Source organism: Flavobacterium sp. LHD-85, assembly GCF_030929595.1.
GTDB lineage: Bacteria > Bacteroidota > Bacteroidia > Flavobacteriales > Flavobacteriaceae > Flavobacterium.
Window position 1 is genome coordinate 186,799 of sequence record NZ_JAVFVR010000001.1, and the last position, 15,870, is coordinate 202,668.

The following is a 15,870-nucleotide window of genomic DNA, read 5'->3' on the forward strand; positions in this document are numbered from 1 at the left end:
CTCTTAATAATTGTAAATCCTTATCTCGTCCTGAAAAAAGTTTACATTACCAAAAATATTACTCTTCTGAAATATATTCATATCTTTTTAATTGGTTTAATTCGATAGCTATGTTTTTAATCCATTGTTGCTGTCTTTCATCATTAAAATAAACCTTACTATCATATAAATGATGATACTTAATACATTTTTCACCATAAGATTCATATACTGAATAATAAACAGTTATATCTTTATTTTTTTTTACGTTTAAACTATCAAAAGACTTTCTAACTTTTCTTGCATATAATTCCCATATGTCAAAATGTAATTGTTCGTGAGCTAAATTAGCATCATTTTTAACTTTAACCCAAGATTTATTTTTATCAAAATAACAAATTACATTTATTTTTGGAATTCCTTCTTGCCAATAACCATTCTTTATTTTTATACCTTCGTATGTAAATGCTTTGTTCATCAAATTTGTGTCAGGTTTACCTTGAAAATCATCCCAAGCTAGTTTTTTATTACTTGACCAATTTAATGTATCACTGTCTTGTTCTTGATAAAAACATTTCTCTTTAAGTTTGATGTTTGATGAACAAACAAAAAGTACAAAAAAAGTAAATAGAAGCATTTTTTTCATATATCATGGATTTTTTATTTCTAGCGTTGAACTTTCTATTTTTCACTTCCTGGCGCGAGCTTCCCGCTCATACCAAAATTTTCATTTTTTTCATACCAACCTCGGGTTCACGAACGGGACGCTCGCGCCAGCAGGGAACAATATTTTATCAACGGCAATTTAAACCTTCGCAGTATATTCCCCGACTCTTTGTCTTAATAAATCCATCTCTACTAATTTTTATTTCAACAGACTCTCTTCGGGTTGGAAATTCATGATATTTCATAAGATGTAATTCGAAACCATTTTGCAAATTTCTGTACTCACTTCCTCTAATATCATTATCTAACTGATAGTCATAAGTCCTTGCTAAAAGAATTGCTTCTTCAAGATTATCAATTGTTCCTAGAAAATCGCGAAATTGTTCTTCGGTTTTTAAGCTGTTTACTTTGCCATTATCAATTGTCACAACATAATTACAACGAAAACTTGGATGTCCTCCAAAAAAAATTCCAGCGTTATAATTTGGTCTTGGTTTCTCATTTATTTTTTTCCTCAATAAAGAATCTCCGCCTTGTTTTAAAACAGTATAGGTTTCTGAAGCAGCATTTTGATAATACGCAACGTATTGCCAATATTGATATTTTCGATTAGGCTTTATAAACTTCGCTAAGCTGTCTAAATAATTTTCTTTTACGCTATAATCAATTTTATGAAAATTCGGAGTTCCTACAACGTCTTTAGTTGTCATTTCTATTTCTAATTTTTCTAGTTTTTCAACTTCTTTTTTTTCACAAGAAATAAATAAGAGTAGAGAAATAAGGATAATTATGTTTCTCATTTTAATAGGTTTGAAATAATTATGCATAACATTTCTATGAATACAGCGGATTTAGAACTAAATTAATTTCTATTTTCGAATTCACCAAATCATTCAAATACAAAACCAATTTCAAATTAAGCCTAATGCCCAAATTGCTTGTAGCGTTTGTTGGTGAAAGTTTTTATTTCGTCCGTTTTGCTTCTATCTTCTTTCCATTCTGTAATAAAAACAAATTTGAAATTTCTCCTTTTTCGTTCTTTTCAAACTGAATTTGTGCATCTACTACTTTGTAGAAAAATAACATTTCACTTTCTACAAATATTCGGAACGCATTTTGTCCTGTCAATTGTGAAAATAGCTGGTCTTTATCTAATGAAATTTTGATTTCAAAATCTTTTTCAACTTCATAAGTTCCAACAAACTTTTGAAGTTCTTCAGTAGTGATACTAATTTCTTTTCTGATTTTTTGCACAGGCAATGGTTTATTATATAGAATATTTCTAATTGCTTTTGAAGGAATTGAAACGTTGCTGTGATTTTGAAGTATTATTATTGTTTTATCATTTGTAATATGTCTATCGATAAAAGTTACATAACCTGGCCAGCCCCCATCATGGTTTGCAATTTTTCCAAAATCAGCATTTTCTTCAATTCCCCAACCAAAACCATAATTCCTTTTAGCTCCGTCTTTCAAAGTTGCTAATTCAAAAACTGCTTTCATATCTTCTTTTGTGAGTAATTTATTGACATATAATGCTCTATCCCAAATCAATAAATCCTTTACAGTTGAATTAACTCCTCCGTCTCCAACAATACCATCAAGCCAAATAACTATTTTAGTTTCTTCCAATTCGTCTGGTAAAACATATTTTTTCAAACTATCTGAGTGAACATAACCAAAAGCATAATTGTCAATTTTCTTTGGCGATAATCTACGATTGTAAACAAAGGTATTTTTCATTTTCAACGGTTGGAAAATAGCTGTTTTTAAATAGTCAGCGTATGTCATACCCGATGCTTTCTCAATTATTGAAGCCAATAGTGCATAGCCCGTATTGCTATATTCCCATTTAGTATTTGGCTCAAATAATATTTTTGGTTGATGCTTACTAAATATATCAATTATGTCTTTGTTAGCGGCAATTTTAGATTTGTCAAATAAACTATCCATAAGCTGCATATAGTCTGGTAGACCTCCAGTATGATTCAATAAGTTTCTTACAGTTACACCTTTATAAAAAGAAAGTTCGGGTAAGTATTTTGTGATATCATCGTCCAAATTCAACTTCCCTTTTTCTTTAAGGATCATTATCCCCATAGCTGTGAACTGCTTTGAACAAGATGCCAATTCAAAAATCGAATTTTCGTTCAATTTTTCTTTTGTTGTTTCGTTTGCAAGTCCAAAACTATGGCTATAAATAACTTTCCCTTTTTCTGCAATTAGAAAATTCCCATTGATTTTCTCTTTTGAATAAAGAGAATTAAGTAAACTGTCAATTTTTTGAGTTCTGTCTTGTCCAAATGTAAGATGTGCAATTAAAAGAAGTCCGATTGTAATTGTTAATTTCATTTTTTATTTCTGGTTAATTAATGTAGCTGAGATGTCTCGCAAAATTGCCATCAACTTATTTATTATGTGTGACAAAACCATACAAAGTCATCCAAATTTGGTTAGATATCTGTGATAAATTTCACACATGATTTATTTTCAAATATATATTTTTTACACTACAAACTGTCAAAAGGACTTTAATTTGACTTATGCTTTTTGAGACTTATATGAGTCGTTATGAAAACAAAAACAGAGAAAAAATTACGATGCGCATGCTAAAATATTATAATAATCCGAGATAATTTGGTTAGATATTTGAATGCTTCCCTCTACTAGGTAAAAGCTTCAGAGAAATCTGAAGCTTTTTTGTTTTCTAGACATTTATATATAGCATTCATATTCATAGGTTCAAGAGTGTTATTAGTTTAAATTCTGCTTTTCCCATAAATTATAATATTCTGTTTTTTGCTTCAACAATTCAGAATGACCTCCAGATTCTACAATTGCACCATTTTTCATTACTAGAATCTGATCTGCATTTGCAATTGTACTCAAACGATGAGCAATAACAATTACGGTTTTGCCTTTCTTTTTAAAGTCTTCTATAGCTTGTTTAACAATCATTTCAGAACCTGTATCTAAAGCTGAAGTAGCTTCATCCATTAATAATATTTCAGGGTCTTTATATAAAGCTCTTGCAATCGCGATTCTTTGCTTCTGCCCTCCCGAAAGCATGGCTCCGTTTTCACCAATTTGGGTTTCAAAACCATTAGGCAACTTCTCTACAAATTCAATAATACCCAATTGCTTTGACAGATCTAATATTTTCTGAATGTTGGGAAAAGAATCTCCTAATGCAATATTTTCTATAATGTTTCCTGAGAATAAATTCAGCTGCTGCGGAATAACTCCAATAAGCTGTCTCAAACTTTTATAATGTATAAATTGAGTATCATAATCTCCAAGGTATATTTTCCCTTCATTTATTGGATACAAGTTTTGCAATAATGAAATCAATGTTGTTTTTCCGCTGCCGCTTTCCCCTACTATTGCTGTTGTTTCATTTTTTCTAAATACAGCATTAAAACCTTTAAAAACTTCCATTCTGGAACCATATCTAAAACTAACATTTTCAAATTTTATATGACCAATGTTCTCTCTTTGCATTTCAATTTTATTCTCTGTTTTTTCACGCTCCAAATCCATGATTTCAAAAAGCCTATCTGCTGCAATAAGAGCGTTTTGCGCTGTTTTGTTCATCCCAATTAAAGAAGCTACAGGTGAAGTAAAATAGCCTATTAAAGCATAAAATGAGAATAGCTCGCCTGGTGTAATGGTGCGATTAATCACATAACCTGATCCTGCCCACATAAGAATTACTGTAAACAAAGAAGCCAAAAATTGTGTAGAAGTTCCTGAAAAAATGCTGTTCAATCCTGATTTATAAGCTGTAAACAAGAGTTTGACAAATTTATTTTCAGTTTTTAGATTCGAAAATTCTTCTATTCCAAATTCTTTAACTGTTCGCACATGCGTAACGCTTTCAACCAATTGAGTCTGAAGCTCAGCTGCATTCTCCATTATACTTCTTTCAACTTTCCTATTAAATCTATTGAGAATGAAATAGATTAAACCATAAAAAGGCACTACTGCTAAAATAATTAAAGCTAATTTCCAATAATAGGTAAACATCAGGGCAAATGAAAAAATAACAATAAAAACATTTACAATCATATCAATTGCTACTTCATTAATAAATGATCTGATTTTGACGGCATCATTTATTCGTGATGTAATTTCACCGATCTGCATAGTATCAAAAAAGCGCTGAGGTAAATGCAGTAAGTGCTTATAATATCCAAGAATTAATTTGGCATCAATCAACTGTCCCGTTTTCAAAACAAAAATACTTTTCTGAGAACCGATGAATCCTTGCATCAAAATCACTCCAATCATACAAACGCTTAACAGATTAAGAAGTTTTCGATTGCCTTCTACCAAAACATAATCTGTAATCTTCTGGACATAAATGGACATTGCCAACCCTAAAACTGTAAAGATTATTGCACCAAATAGCGCCTGAATCAAAATAGTTTTATGAGGCTGGATCAAGTGCCAAAAGCGAGTTATTGGTGACGTTTTTTCATCATACGTTCTAAAGCTATCGTTTTTTGCAAAAAGTATTAATACGCCAGACCAGATCTTCTGAAACTCTTCAAAAGTATATACTTCCATTTTCCCTAGACCTGGATCCATTACCGTAATTTTCGACTCATTTTCAACTTTCTTTTTTTCAATCTTATAAATCACCACGTAATGTTGCAACTGCTGTTTTACAACCACATGGGCAATTGCAGGCAATGGTACTTTATCCAAAGAATCTAGCCCTCCTTTAACCCCTTTGGCGGTAAAACCCATTTTCTCAGCTGCTTCAATAATGCCGAGAACATTGGTGCCTCGTTTATCTGTATGTGCATATTGCCGAATTCTTGCTATTGGGAGGTTAACCTTGTAATGATTTCCAATAGATGCCAAACAAGCAGTACCACAATCTTTAATATCATGTTGTTTAATTTTTATCGATGCCATTCTTTATAATTAATTATCGATTGATAATTGTTTAGGATTTAGCCAGTCATCTACTTTATCAAATAGTAGGTCGAAGAGGCTTCTTCTGGTTAGGATGTAACGGGTTGTGAGTGTCATACCTTTTGATACATTAGTTTGGTATCCCGATTTTAATCTCATTTTGGTTGTGCTTAATTCACTTCGCACTTTAAAAAAAGTTTGATTTTCTTTAAAAGAGACATTATGGTCAATATCAATAACTTTTCCCTCGAGCAGTCCCCATTGATTATAATTGAAAGCATCTAATTGAAATTTTACTTTCTGGTTTTTATAAATAAGCCCAATATCGCTAGGAGAAACCATACTTTCTACTATTAAATGATCTATAGCTGAAATATTTAATATCGTTTGACCAGCATTTAAAAATGAACCCTCCTGGAGACCTGAAAAACTTTCGATTGTTCCTGAAATTGGAGCTGTAATAACATAGTTGTTTTCTTCAACTTTAATTTTTTCTATGCTTCCACTCAAAGTTTTCATTCTCTCTTCAAGATCCCTCTTTTGATTTTCCCAAGCTGATTTTTGTTCGCTTATATAACTTTTCAGTGCTTCATTGGCCGAACGCAATTCATATTCATATTTTTCAAACTCTACTTTGGCAATAATACTTTTATCATATAAGCCCTTATTACGATCATAATTAATTTGTGCCTGCGAAACCTTGCTCTGCAATTCATTTTTACGAGATTGAAATTTTAAAAAATCTTCTTGCGCAGTCGAAGTTTTTAAAGATCCCTTTTTTCCTGATAAAATTGAATTTACATCCTGCAAAAGCGACGCGACAGAATTTGACACTTCTTTTTGAGTTTTTTTCTCTGTTTGCAGATTCTGCATCGCAATTCTAAGTAAAGTATCTCCTTTTTGCACTATAGTATTATTTTTAATATTTAGCGAAATAATACGGCCGCTGACAATAACAGGAATAGGGACATTATCTGTGGTACTTCTAATAATTCCGCGGCTTTGACTGCTAATATCAACTTTTATAATTGGCAGCAATCCTAAGAAGAAGATGATTACTAAAAGAACAACCAAGTAGATTGAAAAACTTTTTGTTTTGTTTTTTGAAGCTAGTTTTTCTAATGTGTTGACGGGATCTAAACTGAAGTTCATAGCATGGTTAAGCTTTATTATTTTTCTAAAAAAAAGACAATAGTATACTAGGCTATTATAGTGCTAAAGCACTTTAATAACACTTACAAATTAATTATGGTTTTCTATAGACTAGGTTTAGCTGTAGAATATATTATTTTAAGAATTGCCCAATTGCATATCCGCACAGATATGCAAATGCTAAAATTTAAATAATAATTAAGTCTGGTTTTAATGCAGATGGCATTAAATATATTTTATTAAGGACCTGAACAGGAGTTCATAAATTTATTTTAAGATATAACCAATACTGTATCCTAGTAAATAAACAGATGCTGTTATCCAAATAATAATGCTGATACGTTTTTATAATTTTTGACTATAATTCATAGATTCTAATTAGTTTAATAAATGAAACATTGCTTCTCCGCATATTTTCCCTACGAAATATGTAAAAAATATAAAAAGCAATAACGTGTAAATTATAGTCAATAACTTTTTATGCTTCTTGCCTAAAAGAAGACTTTCAATAATAGATTCCTTTTTATTCATTTTTCTCCTTTTATAATATGCAAAATCAGATAATCTATTCATTTAAATTTTACATGAAAGAACGTAAATTCCCTTATACACATTTAATCGCTCTCTAGTATATTATTTTGCTAATGCTCTGCCAAAAATCTCTCCTTTATTAAAGATATAAAGCAAGAATAACATAGTTACAAAAATTGTAACCAAAATGTAAAACAAGTTGCTTTTGAAAAACTTCATATTATGCTCTTTGTGTTAAATATTCACATGCAACTCCTGTTGCCCATGTTTCAGCAAATAAAATACTAAGCTATTTTTATCATAGCTTAGTATTCATTAAAATTATTAAATCTATTTAGTGAACGAATGATTTAAATCATATTTTGCACATTCACTTCCTAAATAGAAACAAAACACTGCCCCAAACAATGCTATTAAACATATTTTAACAATTGTTTCTTTTTTCATGATCATATTTATAATTTATGTCTTTGATCATATGCAGCACATGCTGACCCAAGTTCATAACAACACCAAAGCGTTGCTTAAGTCCAAATATATTAATTTCAATAAAGAGGGGTTAATGCCCACTTTAAATGATATTGTTTTGCCAGGATGATTTCAAATAGTCACCTTTTTTCACACATCAATATTGATGCAATTTAAAAAACAGCTAAAAGCTTCATCTTTATACTTTAATCTTAACTATTAATATTTAATGAATTGTAAACTACCTGAAAGTATATTTTTCAGGTAGTTAAATTTAGTATTATTATCAGACGATTATTAAAATACCAGTTGCACTAGCACCTTTTATAATGTCCACAATTATTACCATGAATAAACCATTGTATAAGCATTTGAAATACCCGATAAATAAGCATGTCCTGAGAATCTGATAAACTCACCTACTCTGTATGCAAACGTTGTTCCACCAAAAATTTCGTTTGCTTCTTCTCTTTTTAATTCTTCTAAATTTTCCATTTTTAACTTTTTTGTGTTTAAAATAAATTTTTAATAAATCTCTCAATAGAATCCCATTTTGAAAAAACAATTAACAGACAAATGAAAATTATTATTTTTATCAAAATACTTTTGAAATTTATCCCTTTTGTTTTTCTACACTGTTTTTCCATAGTTTTCTATATTAAGTTTTTAAATTTTTAATTATCCTTTACAAGGTAGTCCCTTAAGTCCTCTCTCAAAATTATCCCAGTCAGCTATGCAAGCAGTTGCAATTGCGCCAAGAACTACTAACCAAATGCCTCCATCAACTTCTACTTTTTCTTGAGCATTAAGCTCAACTAAATTTAAATTTTCTAAATTCATAATTTGTATTTTTAATTGTTAAACATTTATCACGTTGCTTGTTTTTAAAATCACTTTACAACTGAATCAATCTTTTGCAATTGGCCAATTACATTATAGAAAAGAAATTTTTTCTTGCAGTGACGTCTTACTGTAAAAAATGCCTCACTTTTCTGAAACCAAAACTAGATAAACCTCATAATGCTCGCAAACGTTGCCTATCGAAATTCAGGAATATCGATAGGCAATTCATGAATTTCACAAAAAACAAAACGCAAACATATAAATATCAACAACTTAACAAAATGGTAAAAACACAAAATTTATTAAGATAATTCTATAAAGATCATATATTTTTGTAAGAAATTCTAATTATATGTTTTCGTGTAAATTTCTAAGAGCCTTATTTTTACTACTAGCTCCTTACTTGTTGACTGCCCAAGCTGCAAAAAGAGACCTTACAAAACTCCCATATCAGCAATTAAAGAATTTATTTTGGGAAAATGAAAAAAATACTCCAAAACAATTTCCATATGCCAGCGCATATTTGACCAAAGCAAAAAAGGAAAATAATCCAGTTGAAAAAGCAAGGGGATGTTTTTTACTTTCCCTATTATCTGAAAGCAATAAAGCTTTACGATATTTAGATAGTGCAATTGTTTATACAAAAAATTTAAATGATCCTAAATTTCCAGCTTATGCTTATTCAGGAAAAGGATTTGTATACAAAAAACAGTTTAAATATAAAGAAGCCATTGATAATTTTTTAATTGCTGAGAACATTGCTAAAAAAAATAATCTGGATTTGTATTATGATACAAAATTTTCTATCGCTGTACTAAGATCAGAAGAATTGGGAGAAGTAAAAGAAGCGCTAAACTTATATAAAGAATGTTTAATGTACTATACTGATAAAAAAGTTAGAAGTTCACAATATTCTTTTTCTTATCAAACCCTTCTTTTTGGTCTTGCTGATGCTTATAAGGCCTTAAATATTAACGATTCTGCAACATATTATAATAAATTAGGCTATTTTGAATCTAAAGCCACAAAAAGCAATCACATTAATGCACTTTTTATTTTAAATGAAGGTGCTAATAAGATTTTTAAAGGAAATTTTAGAGAAGCTTTAGACAGTATAAATAAAGCACTTCCTAAAATAATATTTTATAAAGACAAAGGAAATACATTAGCGGCATATTATTATACAGCTAAAGCATATGAAGGTCTTGATAACAAGAATGAAGCTGTTAAGAATTTTATTAAAGTAGATTCCATATACAATATCAATAAGAGAATTACTCCTGAATTTATAAGCGGATATCCTTATTTAATCTCGCATTATAAAAGAAATGGCGACAAACTTAATCAATTAAAATATCTTACTAAGTATATGCAAATTGATAGTGTGTTACAAAATAATTACAAAGAACTCACGAAAAAATTGCAAAAGGAATATGATACCCCTTACTTAATTCAGGAAAAAGAAAATCTGATTCAATCACTTAAAAAAGAGAACATTATATCATATTGGGGTATAGCTTTTTTAATTTTAATAATTATAATAACAACTGGTTTTGGTTTTTACCAGTTTAAACTTAAAAAGAACTATCATAAGCGTTTTGAAAAAATAATGCAACGTTTAGCTGAAAGTAATGAAGCTAGCAATCAGCAAAAAGAGCAAAGTTTTGAAATAAATAAATCGAAAACAGATACAATAGGCATAAACGAAGAATTGATAAATCAGATCCTAAAAAAACTAGCAGAGTTTGAAAAAACTAAAGGTTTTTTAGATGCTGCAATTACGATTCAAGTTTTATCTGACACATTTGAAACTAACAATAAATATGTTTCAAAAATTGTTAATGTTTATAAAGAAAAAACTTTTATCCAATACATTAACGATTTAAGAATTGAATATGCTTTAAACTCTTTAAAGGAAAAAAGTAAATTGAGAAAATATACAATCCAAGCGCTTGCACTGGAATTTGGTTTTAATAACGCAGAATCTTTTTCAGCTGCTTTTTACAAAAAAACAGGAATTAAACCAACATATTTTATAAAACAACTAGAAGCCCCCAAAACACAAACAGCTAACAAACAATAGTTTGACAATTAAAATTTATAGAAATTCGTGAATTCCGATAAATTCCATCAACAATAAATTTTAATTACAATAATGCTCATATACATTTGTCGAAATTTTAATACAAATAATTATGAAAACTAAAAAAACTAAAAAAGAAGTCAATAAGTTTGATTTAGAAAAATTCAATATAGCAAAATTAAAAAATTTGCGATCTATTAATGGCGGAGGCACTCCACCTGTCGACGATGACAAAACAGTAACAGACGCGCTTAACGACGGAAACAATAAAAATGGCTAATATATTTTAAATTTTTCTTCATGAAGTTTCATCCATTTATTTTCATAATCATAATACTATTTTCAGGTTGTAAGTCTTCAAAAGAACCTGTGACATCATCTATACAATTCATCCCTAAAAAAAAACTAACATCTAAGGAATTAGAAACTTGGTATCAAAAAGATTATGTAACAGATAGTATACTAGGGATTTCATTAAACAAATGGTATGCCCTGAATAAAAAAAAGCCAAATCAAGAAGTTATAGTTGCTGTTATAGATACACAATTAGATATCAATCATGAAGATTTAAAAGGTCAATTTTGGACAAATCAAAAAGAAATCACTAATAATAATATAGACGATGACAATAATGGCTATGTTGATGATATACATGGTTGGAATTTCACATCAAACAAAAAAGAAGATTATGTTGCATGGGGCAACTTTGAATCTGTTAGATTTATAAGACAATGGGATTCTGAATTTAAAGGAAAGACAGAAGATCAAATTAAATCGGAAGATTTAGCTAATTATAAAGAGTACCAAAGAGCCTTAAAGGTTAATGAGAAAGAAAACATTTATTACAACAGATGGTTCAGTTCTTTAAATCATAGTGTTGAAATTTTTCCACTGGTTAAAGACACTTTAAAACACTTCTTCCCAAAAGAGGACTATACTTATAAGCAATTAGATAGTCTATATAAGATACACAAACTAAATGATAAAACTTATAGACAAAGACGAGAAAGCGATGATCGTGATTTAGGAGCTTTAATATTCTATATGATGATCAATATTCAAGACAAAGAAAGCACTTTAGAAGCTCTTAAAAATAGTCAAGCTGAATTAGATTCGATAGTAAATAGAAATCTAAACAAAAATTTTAATGACCGAAAATTAATAGGTGATAATCCAAATGTTTTAGAAAAAGGATATGGAAACGGCAATATCAGTATATCTAAAAAAGGATTTAAAAATCTTCAAGGACATGGGACCAAAGTTGTTGGTATAATTGGAGCGAATAGAAAAAACAATATTGGCATAAAAGGTTTTTCAGATAACATAAAAATTATGCCGCTTAATATTTCTTATTCTGGAGATGAAAATGATAAAGATATTGCAATGGCAATTTATTATGCCGTTGACAATGGGGCTAAAGTAATTAATATGTCTTTTGGAAAAGAATTTTCAGTGCATCAGCAATGGGTGTCTGATGCTTTTAAATACGCTGAAAAGCACAATGTTCTTTTAGTTCATGCTTCAGGAAATGAAAAGTCTGATAATGATAAAACACCATATTATCCTAGTGACAATAATTATGACGGAACTCCCGAAATTTGCAATAATTTTATAAATGTTGGTTCAATTTCAAAAAGATTAGACAATACATTTGTTTCTGCATTTTCAAACTACGGAAAACAAAATGTAGATTTATTTGCTCCGGGCGAGGAAATATACACTACAACGAAAAATAATACGTATGGCACTGATTCTGGAACTTCATTAGCAGCGCCAATGGTTTCAGGAACGGCCGCGCTTATCTGGACTTATTACCCTAAACTTTCGGCAATAGAAGTTAAACAAATTATTATGGATTCGGGAACTGCTTATAATCTAGAAGTTATAGTGCCTGGAACGAAAGAAAAAAAAATTCCGTTTTCTGAATTATCTAAATCAGGAAAAGTTCTAAATGTTTACAATGCGATGCAACTTGCAGAAAAGTTTAGCAAGAAAAAGAAATGAAACCACAGTTCAAAATTTCATCTTTTTCACAATATGTACTGAGAACCCCTTTATTTCCTATTTCATTTTATTTGGATTTTCTCAAAAATTACAATTATGAAAAGGCAACTGCTATTTGCCAAAATCCATTAGTAAAAGAAGCTTTAAGTCTAGCATCGCCAGAACTCGTTCAGGAACTAAACAAATGGGAAAGTTTTAAAGCCGATTCTTTTAATGATAAAAAATCAGCTTTAGAATTTACTTTACTCAAATACATTTCGAGAATGTCTTCGAGGTGTACTCCTTTTGGGTTATTTGCTGGATGTTCTGTTGGTAAAATTGATACTGAAACCAATGTAATACTAGATTTGCCTGAAAAATACAAACGGTTTACTCAATTTGATATGCAATTCTGGGTATCATTATTGCAAAATATTGCCAAACGGGAAACAGCAATTTTTCACTTAAAATATTGCCCTAATTCTTCAATTTATGAATTTGGTGATTTTTACAGGTATATTGAATACAAATACATAAAAACTAAACGTGAACATAGTATTACATCTTTACGAAAATCTGACGCATTAAAAGAAATAATGCTGCAAACAAAATCTGGTTTAACTATAGATGAAATGGTTTCTGTTTTAGCAAATGATGATTCTGAAAAAGAAGAAGCCTATGAGTTTATAATGCACCTTATAAACTTCCAATTTTTAGTAAGCGAAATAGAAGCCACTATAACCAGTAATAATGAATTCGAAAGGGTTTTATCAATTTTAAAAAATGTTCCAGACCTAAAAAAAGAATATCAATTTTTAAAAAACATAAATAAACAAGTTTTAGATTTAGATACTTCTTTAGTTCCGTCCGAAAACCAATACAAAAAAATCAAGAAAAATATCTTGGAAGAAGGATTTGAATATGATGAAAAATATCTGTTTCAAACCGATTTAACCACAACCCCTCTATCAAATAGTTTAAATGCAAGTGTTACAAAAAAAGTAACTAAAGGACTTCGTTTTTTAAATGGCATACAGCCTAAAAAAGAATCTAACAATATTATAACATTTATTAAAGCATTCTCTCAAAGATATGAATCTCAAGAAATGCCACTTATGACGATTTTAGATACAGAATCTGGATTAGGTTATCCGATAAATCACGACATGAATGATTCGAACGAAATACTGGAAGCTTTCTCTTTTAAACAAAAAAAGGATAAAAACGAAAATCAAGTTTGGACCTCCTATAATTTTATTTTAGAGAAAAAACTTCAAGAATGTCTTTCAAAAAATCAAATTAAAATAGAATTATCAGAAAGCGATTTTCCTGATTTTGATGCTAATTTTGATTATACTCCCGCCACATTTTCAGCACTGATTGAAATTTACAGTAATGAAAAATTAACTATTGAATCTTCAGGGAATATAAGCGCCGCAAAATTTTTGGGACGATTTTGTAATGGAAATTCTGAGATCCATAAGCTGACCCAAGAGATTATTCAAAAAGAACAAAACTATCACCATGATAAAATTTTAGCTGAAATTGTTCATATTCCGCAATCCAGAACTGGAAATATTTTACGGAGACCTGTTTTAAGAAATTATGAAATTGCCTATTTAGCAAATTCAGGTGTTGGAAAGAAAAGCACTATCGATTTAAATGATTTATTTGTGTCTATCAAAAACGATAAAATTATATTACGTTCTAAAAAACTTGATAAAGAAGTTATCCCTTGCTTGTCAAACGCTCATAATTTTTATGATAATTCTTTACCTGTATATCATTTTTTATGCGATTTACAGGCACAAAACATAAAGCCAATATTTAGTTTTAATTGGGGAATTTTAGAATCACATTATAGTTACTTTCCCAGAGTTGAATACAACGAAATTATACTTTCAAAAGCGAAATGGATTATTACTAAAGAAGAAATAGCTTCCTTTTTAAAATTAAGCACCAAAGATTTGTATGAAGCATTCTCAAAATGGAGAATCCGCAAATATATTCCATGTCTCGTTAATTGGGTTAATTCTGATAATACCTTGTTATTAGATTTTCAAACAGAAATTGGAATTCAATTGTTTTTAAAATCAGTTAGAAATAGAGATAAAATTGTTTTAGAAGAATTTCTATTTGCTGGCGAATCTATTGTAAAAAACAGTGCAGGAGAAGGCTTTAACAATCAATTTATAGTATCATTTTTTAAACAACAATCATAAATGCAGAGAAATTTTTGTTTAGGAAGTGAATGGCTATATTATAAAATTTATACAGGAGTTCAAACAACTGATTTGGTTTTGCTTGAAAAAGTATATCCTGTTATTTTACAATTAAAAAAGAAAAAAATCATCCAAAAATGGTTCTTCGTTCGATACAAGGATGCTGACACACATTTTAGAATCCGATTTCTGGTAGAAAACAGAAAGGATTTAGCAAAAGTAATACAAATGCTTTATCAGCCGATAAATGATTTACTCCAAGAAAATTTGGCATGGAAAATTCAAACTGATACTTATAAAAGAGAATTGGAAAGATACGGTGAAACCACAATTGAAGATTCTGAATTTTTGTTTTGGAAGGATAGCGAGTTGGCGATACAATATCTTTCGCTAAAAAAAACATTTGCCAAAAAAGAAATGGAACTGTTGTTCAGTTTCTGTTCTATTGATTCTTTTTTAAACTCCTTTTCGTTATCGATTTTAGATAAGTACAATTTAATGGATAACTTACAGCAATCTTTTAAAGAAGAATTTGGGGCAGATAAAATATTTAAAAAAGAATTAGACAAAAAATACAGAGAACTAGATGATAAACTTGGATGCTTTTTAAGAGAAGAAACTAAAAAAGATTTTCTTGATTTTTTCGAAATCATTGAAGAAAAACAAATTCAAATCGCAGAAAAGGTATTAGAAATAAAAAATGCAATCCAAATTGATCTTTATAGCTTTTTAGCTAGCCATATCCACATGATGATTAACAGGCAATATACGTCTAAACAAAGAATGTATGAGCTAATTATCTATGATCATCTATACAGATATTATAAAACTTTAAAGTATGAAAAAACGAATTCTCTTAAGTTAACACTGTAGCAAACATTCTAAAATTCACAAGCTGTTCATCCTTTTTAAATCATCATAAAAATGGTTCGAGAATTGTCCCGTTAGGGCTACTAAGACAAAAGCTTCAGATTTCTCTGAAGCTTTTTTTGTTCACACTTAAATGCTGTAAACTTTAAT

General features: G+C 29.5%; 12 protein-coding genes. 5 read left to right on the forward strand and 7 right to left on the reverse strand.

Annotation, left to right across the window (positions count from 1 at the left end):
* Positions 1-58 precede the first annotated feature (58 nt).
* The 7 genes from RB618_RS00765 to RB618_RS00795 form a co-directional block, all read right to left on the reverse strand.
* On the reverse strand, positions 59-625 hold the full coding sequence (locus RB618_RS00765) for a hypothetical protein (RefSeq protein WP_308067052.1): 567 nt from the start codon (positions 623-625) through the stop codon (positions 59-61).
* Positions 626-773: 148 nt separating this feature from the next.
* Complete coding sequence (locus RB618_RS00770) at positions 774-1,445, reverse strand: hypothetical protein (RefSeq protein WP_308067053.1); 672 nt, start codon at positions 1,443-1,445, stop codon at positions 774-776.
* A 163-nt stretch (positions 1,446-1,608) separates the two neighbouring features.
* Positions 1,609-2,997, reverse strand: coding sequence for a serine hydrolase (locus RB618_RS00775; RefSeq protein ID WP_308067054.1), 1,389 nt, complete (start codon positions 2,995-2,997; stop codon positions 1,609-1,611).
* A 402-nt stretch (positions 2,998-3,399) separates the two neighbouring features.
* The gene (locus RB618_RS00780; RefSeq protein ID WP_308067055.1) at positions 3,400-5,568 is read right to left on the reverse strand and encodes a peptidase domain-containing ABC transporter; all 2,169 of its coding nucleotides are present in this window, start codon (positions 5,566-5,568) and stop codon (positions 3,400-3,402) included.
* Between the two features lie 9 nt (positions 5,569-5,577).
* Positions 5,578-6,720 (reverse strand): HlyD family efflux transporter periplasmic adaptor subunit, encoded by a 1,143-nt coding sequence (locus RB618_RS00785; protein WP_308067056.1) that lies wholly within the window; start codon positions 6,718-6,720, stop codon positions 5,578-5,580.
* A gap of 1,341 nt (positions 6,721-8,061) precedes the next feature.
* On the reverse strand, positions 8,062-8,214 hold the full coding sequence (locus RB618_RS00790; RefSeq protein WP_308067057.1) for a hypothetical protein: 153 nt from the start codon (positions 8,212-8,214) through the stop codon (positions 8,062-8,064).
* A gap of 183 nt (positions 8,215-8,397) precedes the next feature.
* Entirely contained in the window at positions 8,398-8,559 is a 162-nt protein-coding gene (locus tag RB618_RS00795) for a hypothetical protein (RefSeq protein ID WP_308067058.1), read from the reverse strand.
* A 409-nt stretch (positions 8,560-8,968) separates the two neighbouring features.
* Between RB618_RS00795 and RB618_RS00800 the strand changes: the two genes are divergently transcribed.
* From RB618_RS00800 to RB618_RS00820, 5 genes are all read left to right on the forward strand, one after another.
* Positions 8,969-10,645: a helix-turn-helix domain-containing protein gene (locus tag RB618_RS00800; protein ID WP_308067059.1), complete on the forward strand. Its 1,677-nt coding sequence runs from the start codon at positions 8,969-8,971 to the stop codon at positions 10,643-10,645.
* Between the two features lie 112 nt (positions 10,646-10,757).
* Positions 10,758-10,925: a hypothetical protein gene (locus RB618_RS00805; protein ID WP_308067060.1), complete on the forward strand. Its 168-nt coding sequence runs from the start codon at positions 10,758-10,760 to the stop codon at positions 10,923-10,925.
* A 20-nt stretch (positions 10,926-10,945) separates the two neighbouring features.
* The gene (locus RB618_RS00810) at positions 10,946-12,649 is read left to right on the forward strand and encodes a S8 family peptidase (protein WP_308067061.1); all 1,704 of its coding nucleotides are present in this window, start codon (positions 10,946-10,948) and stop codon (positions 12,647-12,649) included.
* Positions 12,646-14,850 carry a lantibiotic dehydratase family protein gene (locus RB618_RS00815; protein ID WP_308067062.1) on the forward strand — a complete coding sequence of 735 codons (2,205 nt, stop codon included), beginning with the start codon at positions 12,646-12,648 and terminating at the stop codon, positions 14,848-14,850. Before RB618_RS00810 ends, RB618_RS00815 begins: the two co-directional genes overlap by 4 nt.
* Complete coding sequence (locus RB618_RS00820) at positions 14,851-15,723, forward strand: thiopeptide-type bacteriocin biosynthesis protein (protein WP_308067063.1); 873 nt, start codon at positions 14,851-14,853, stop codon at positions 15,721-15,723.
* Positions 15,724-15,870: the final 147 nt, after the last annotated feature.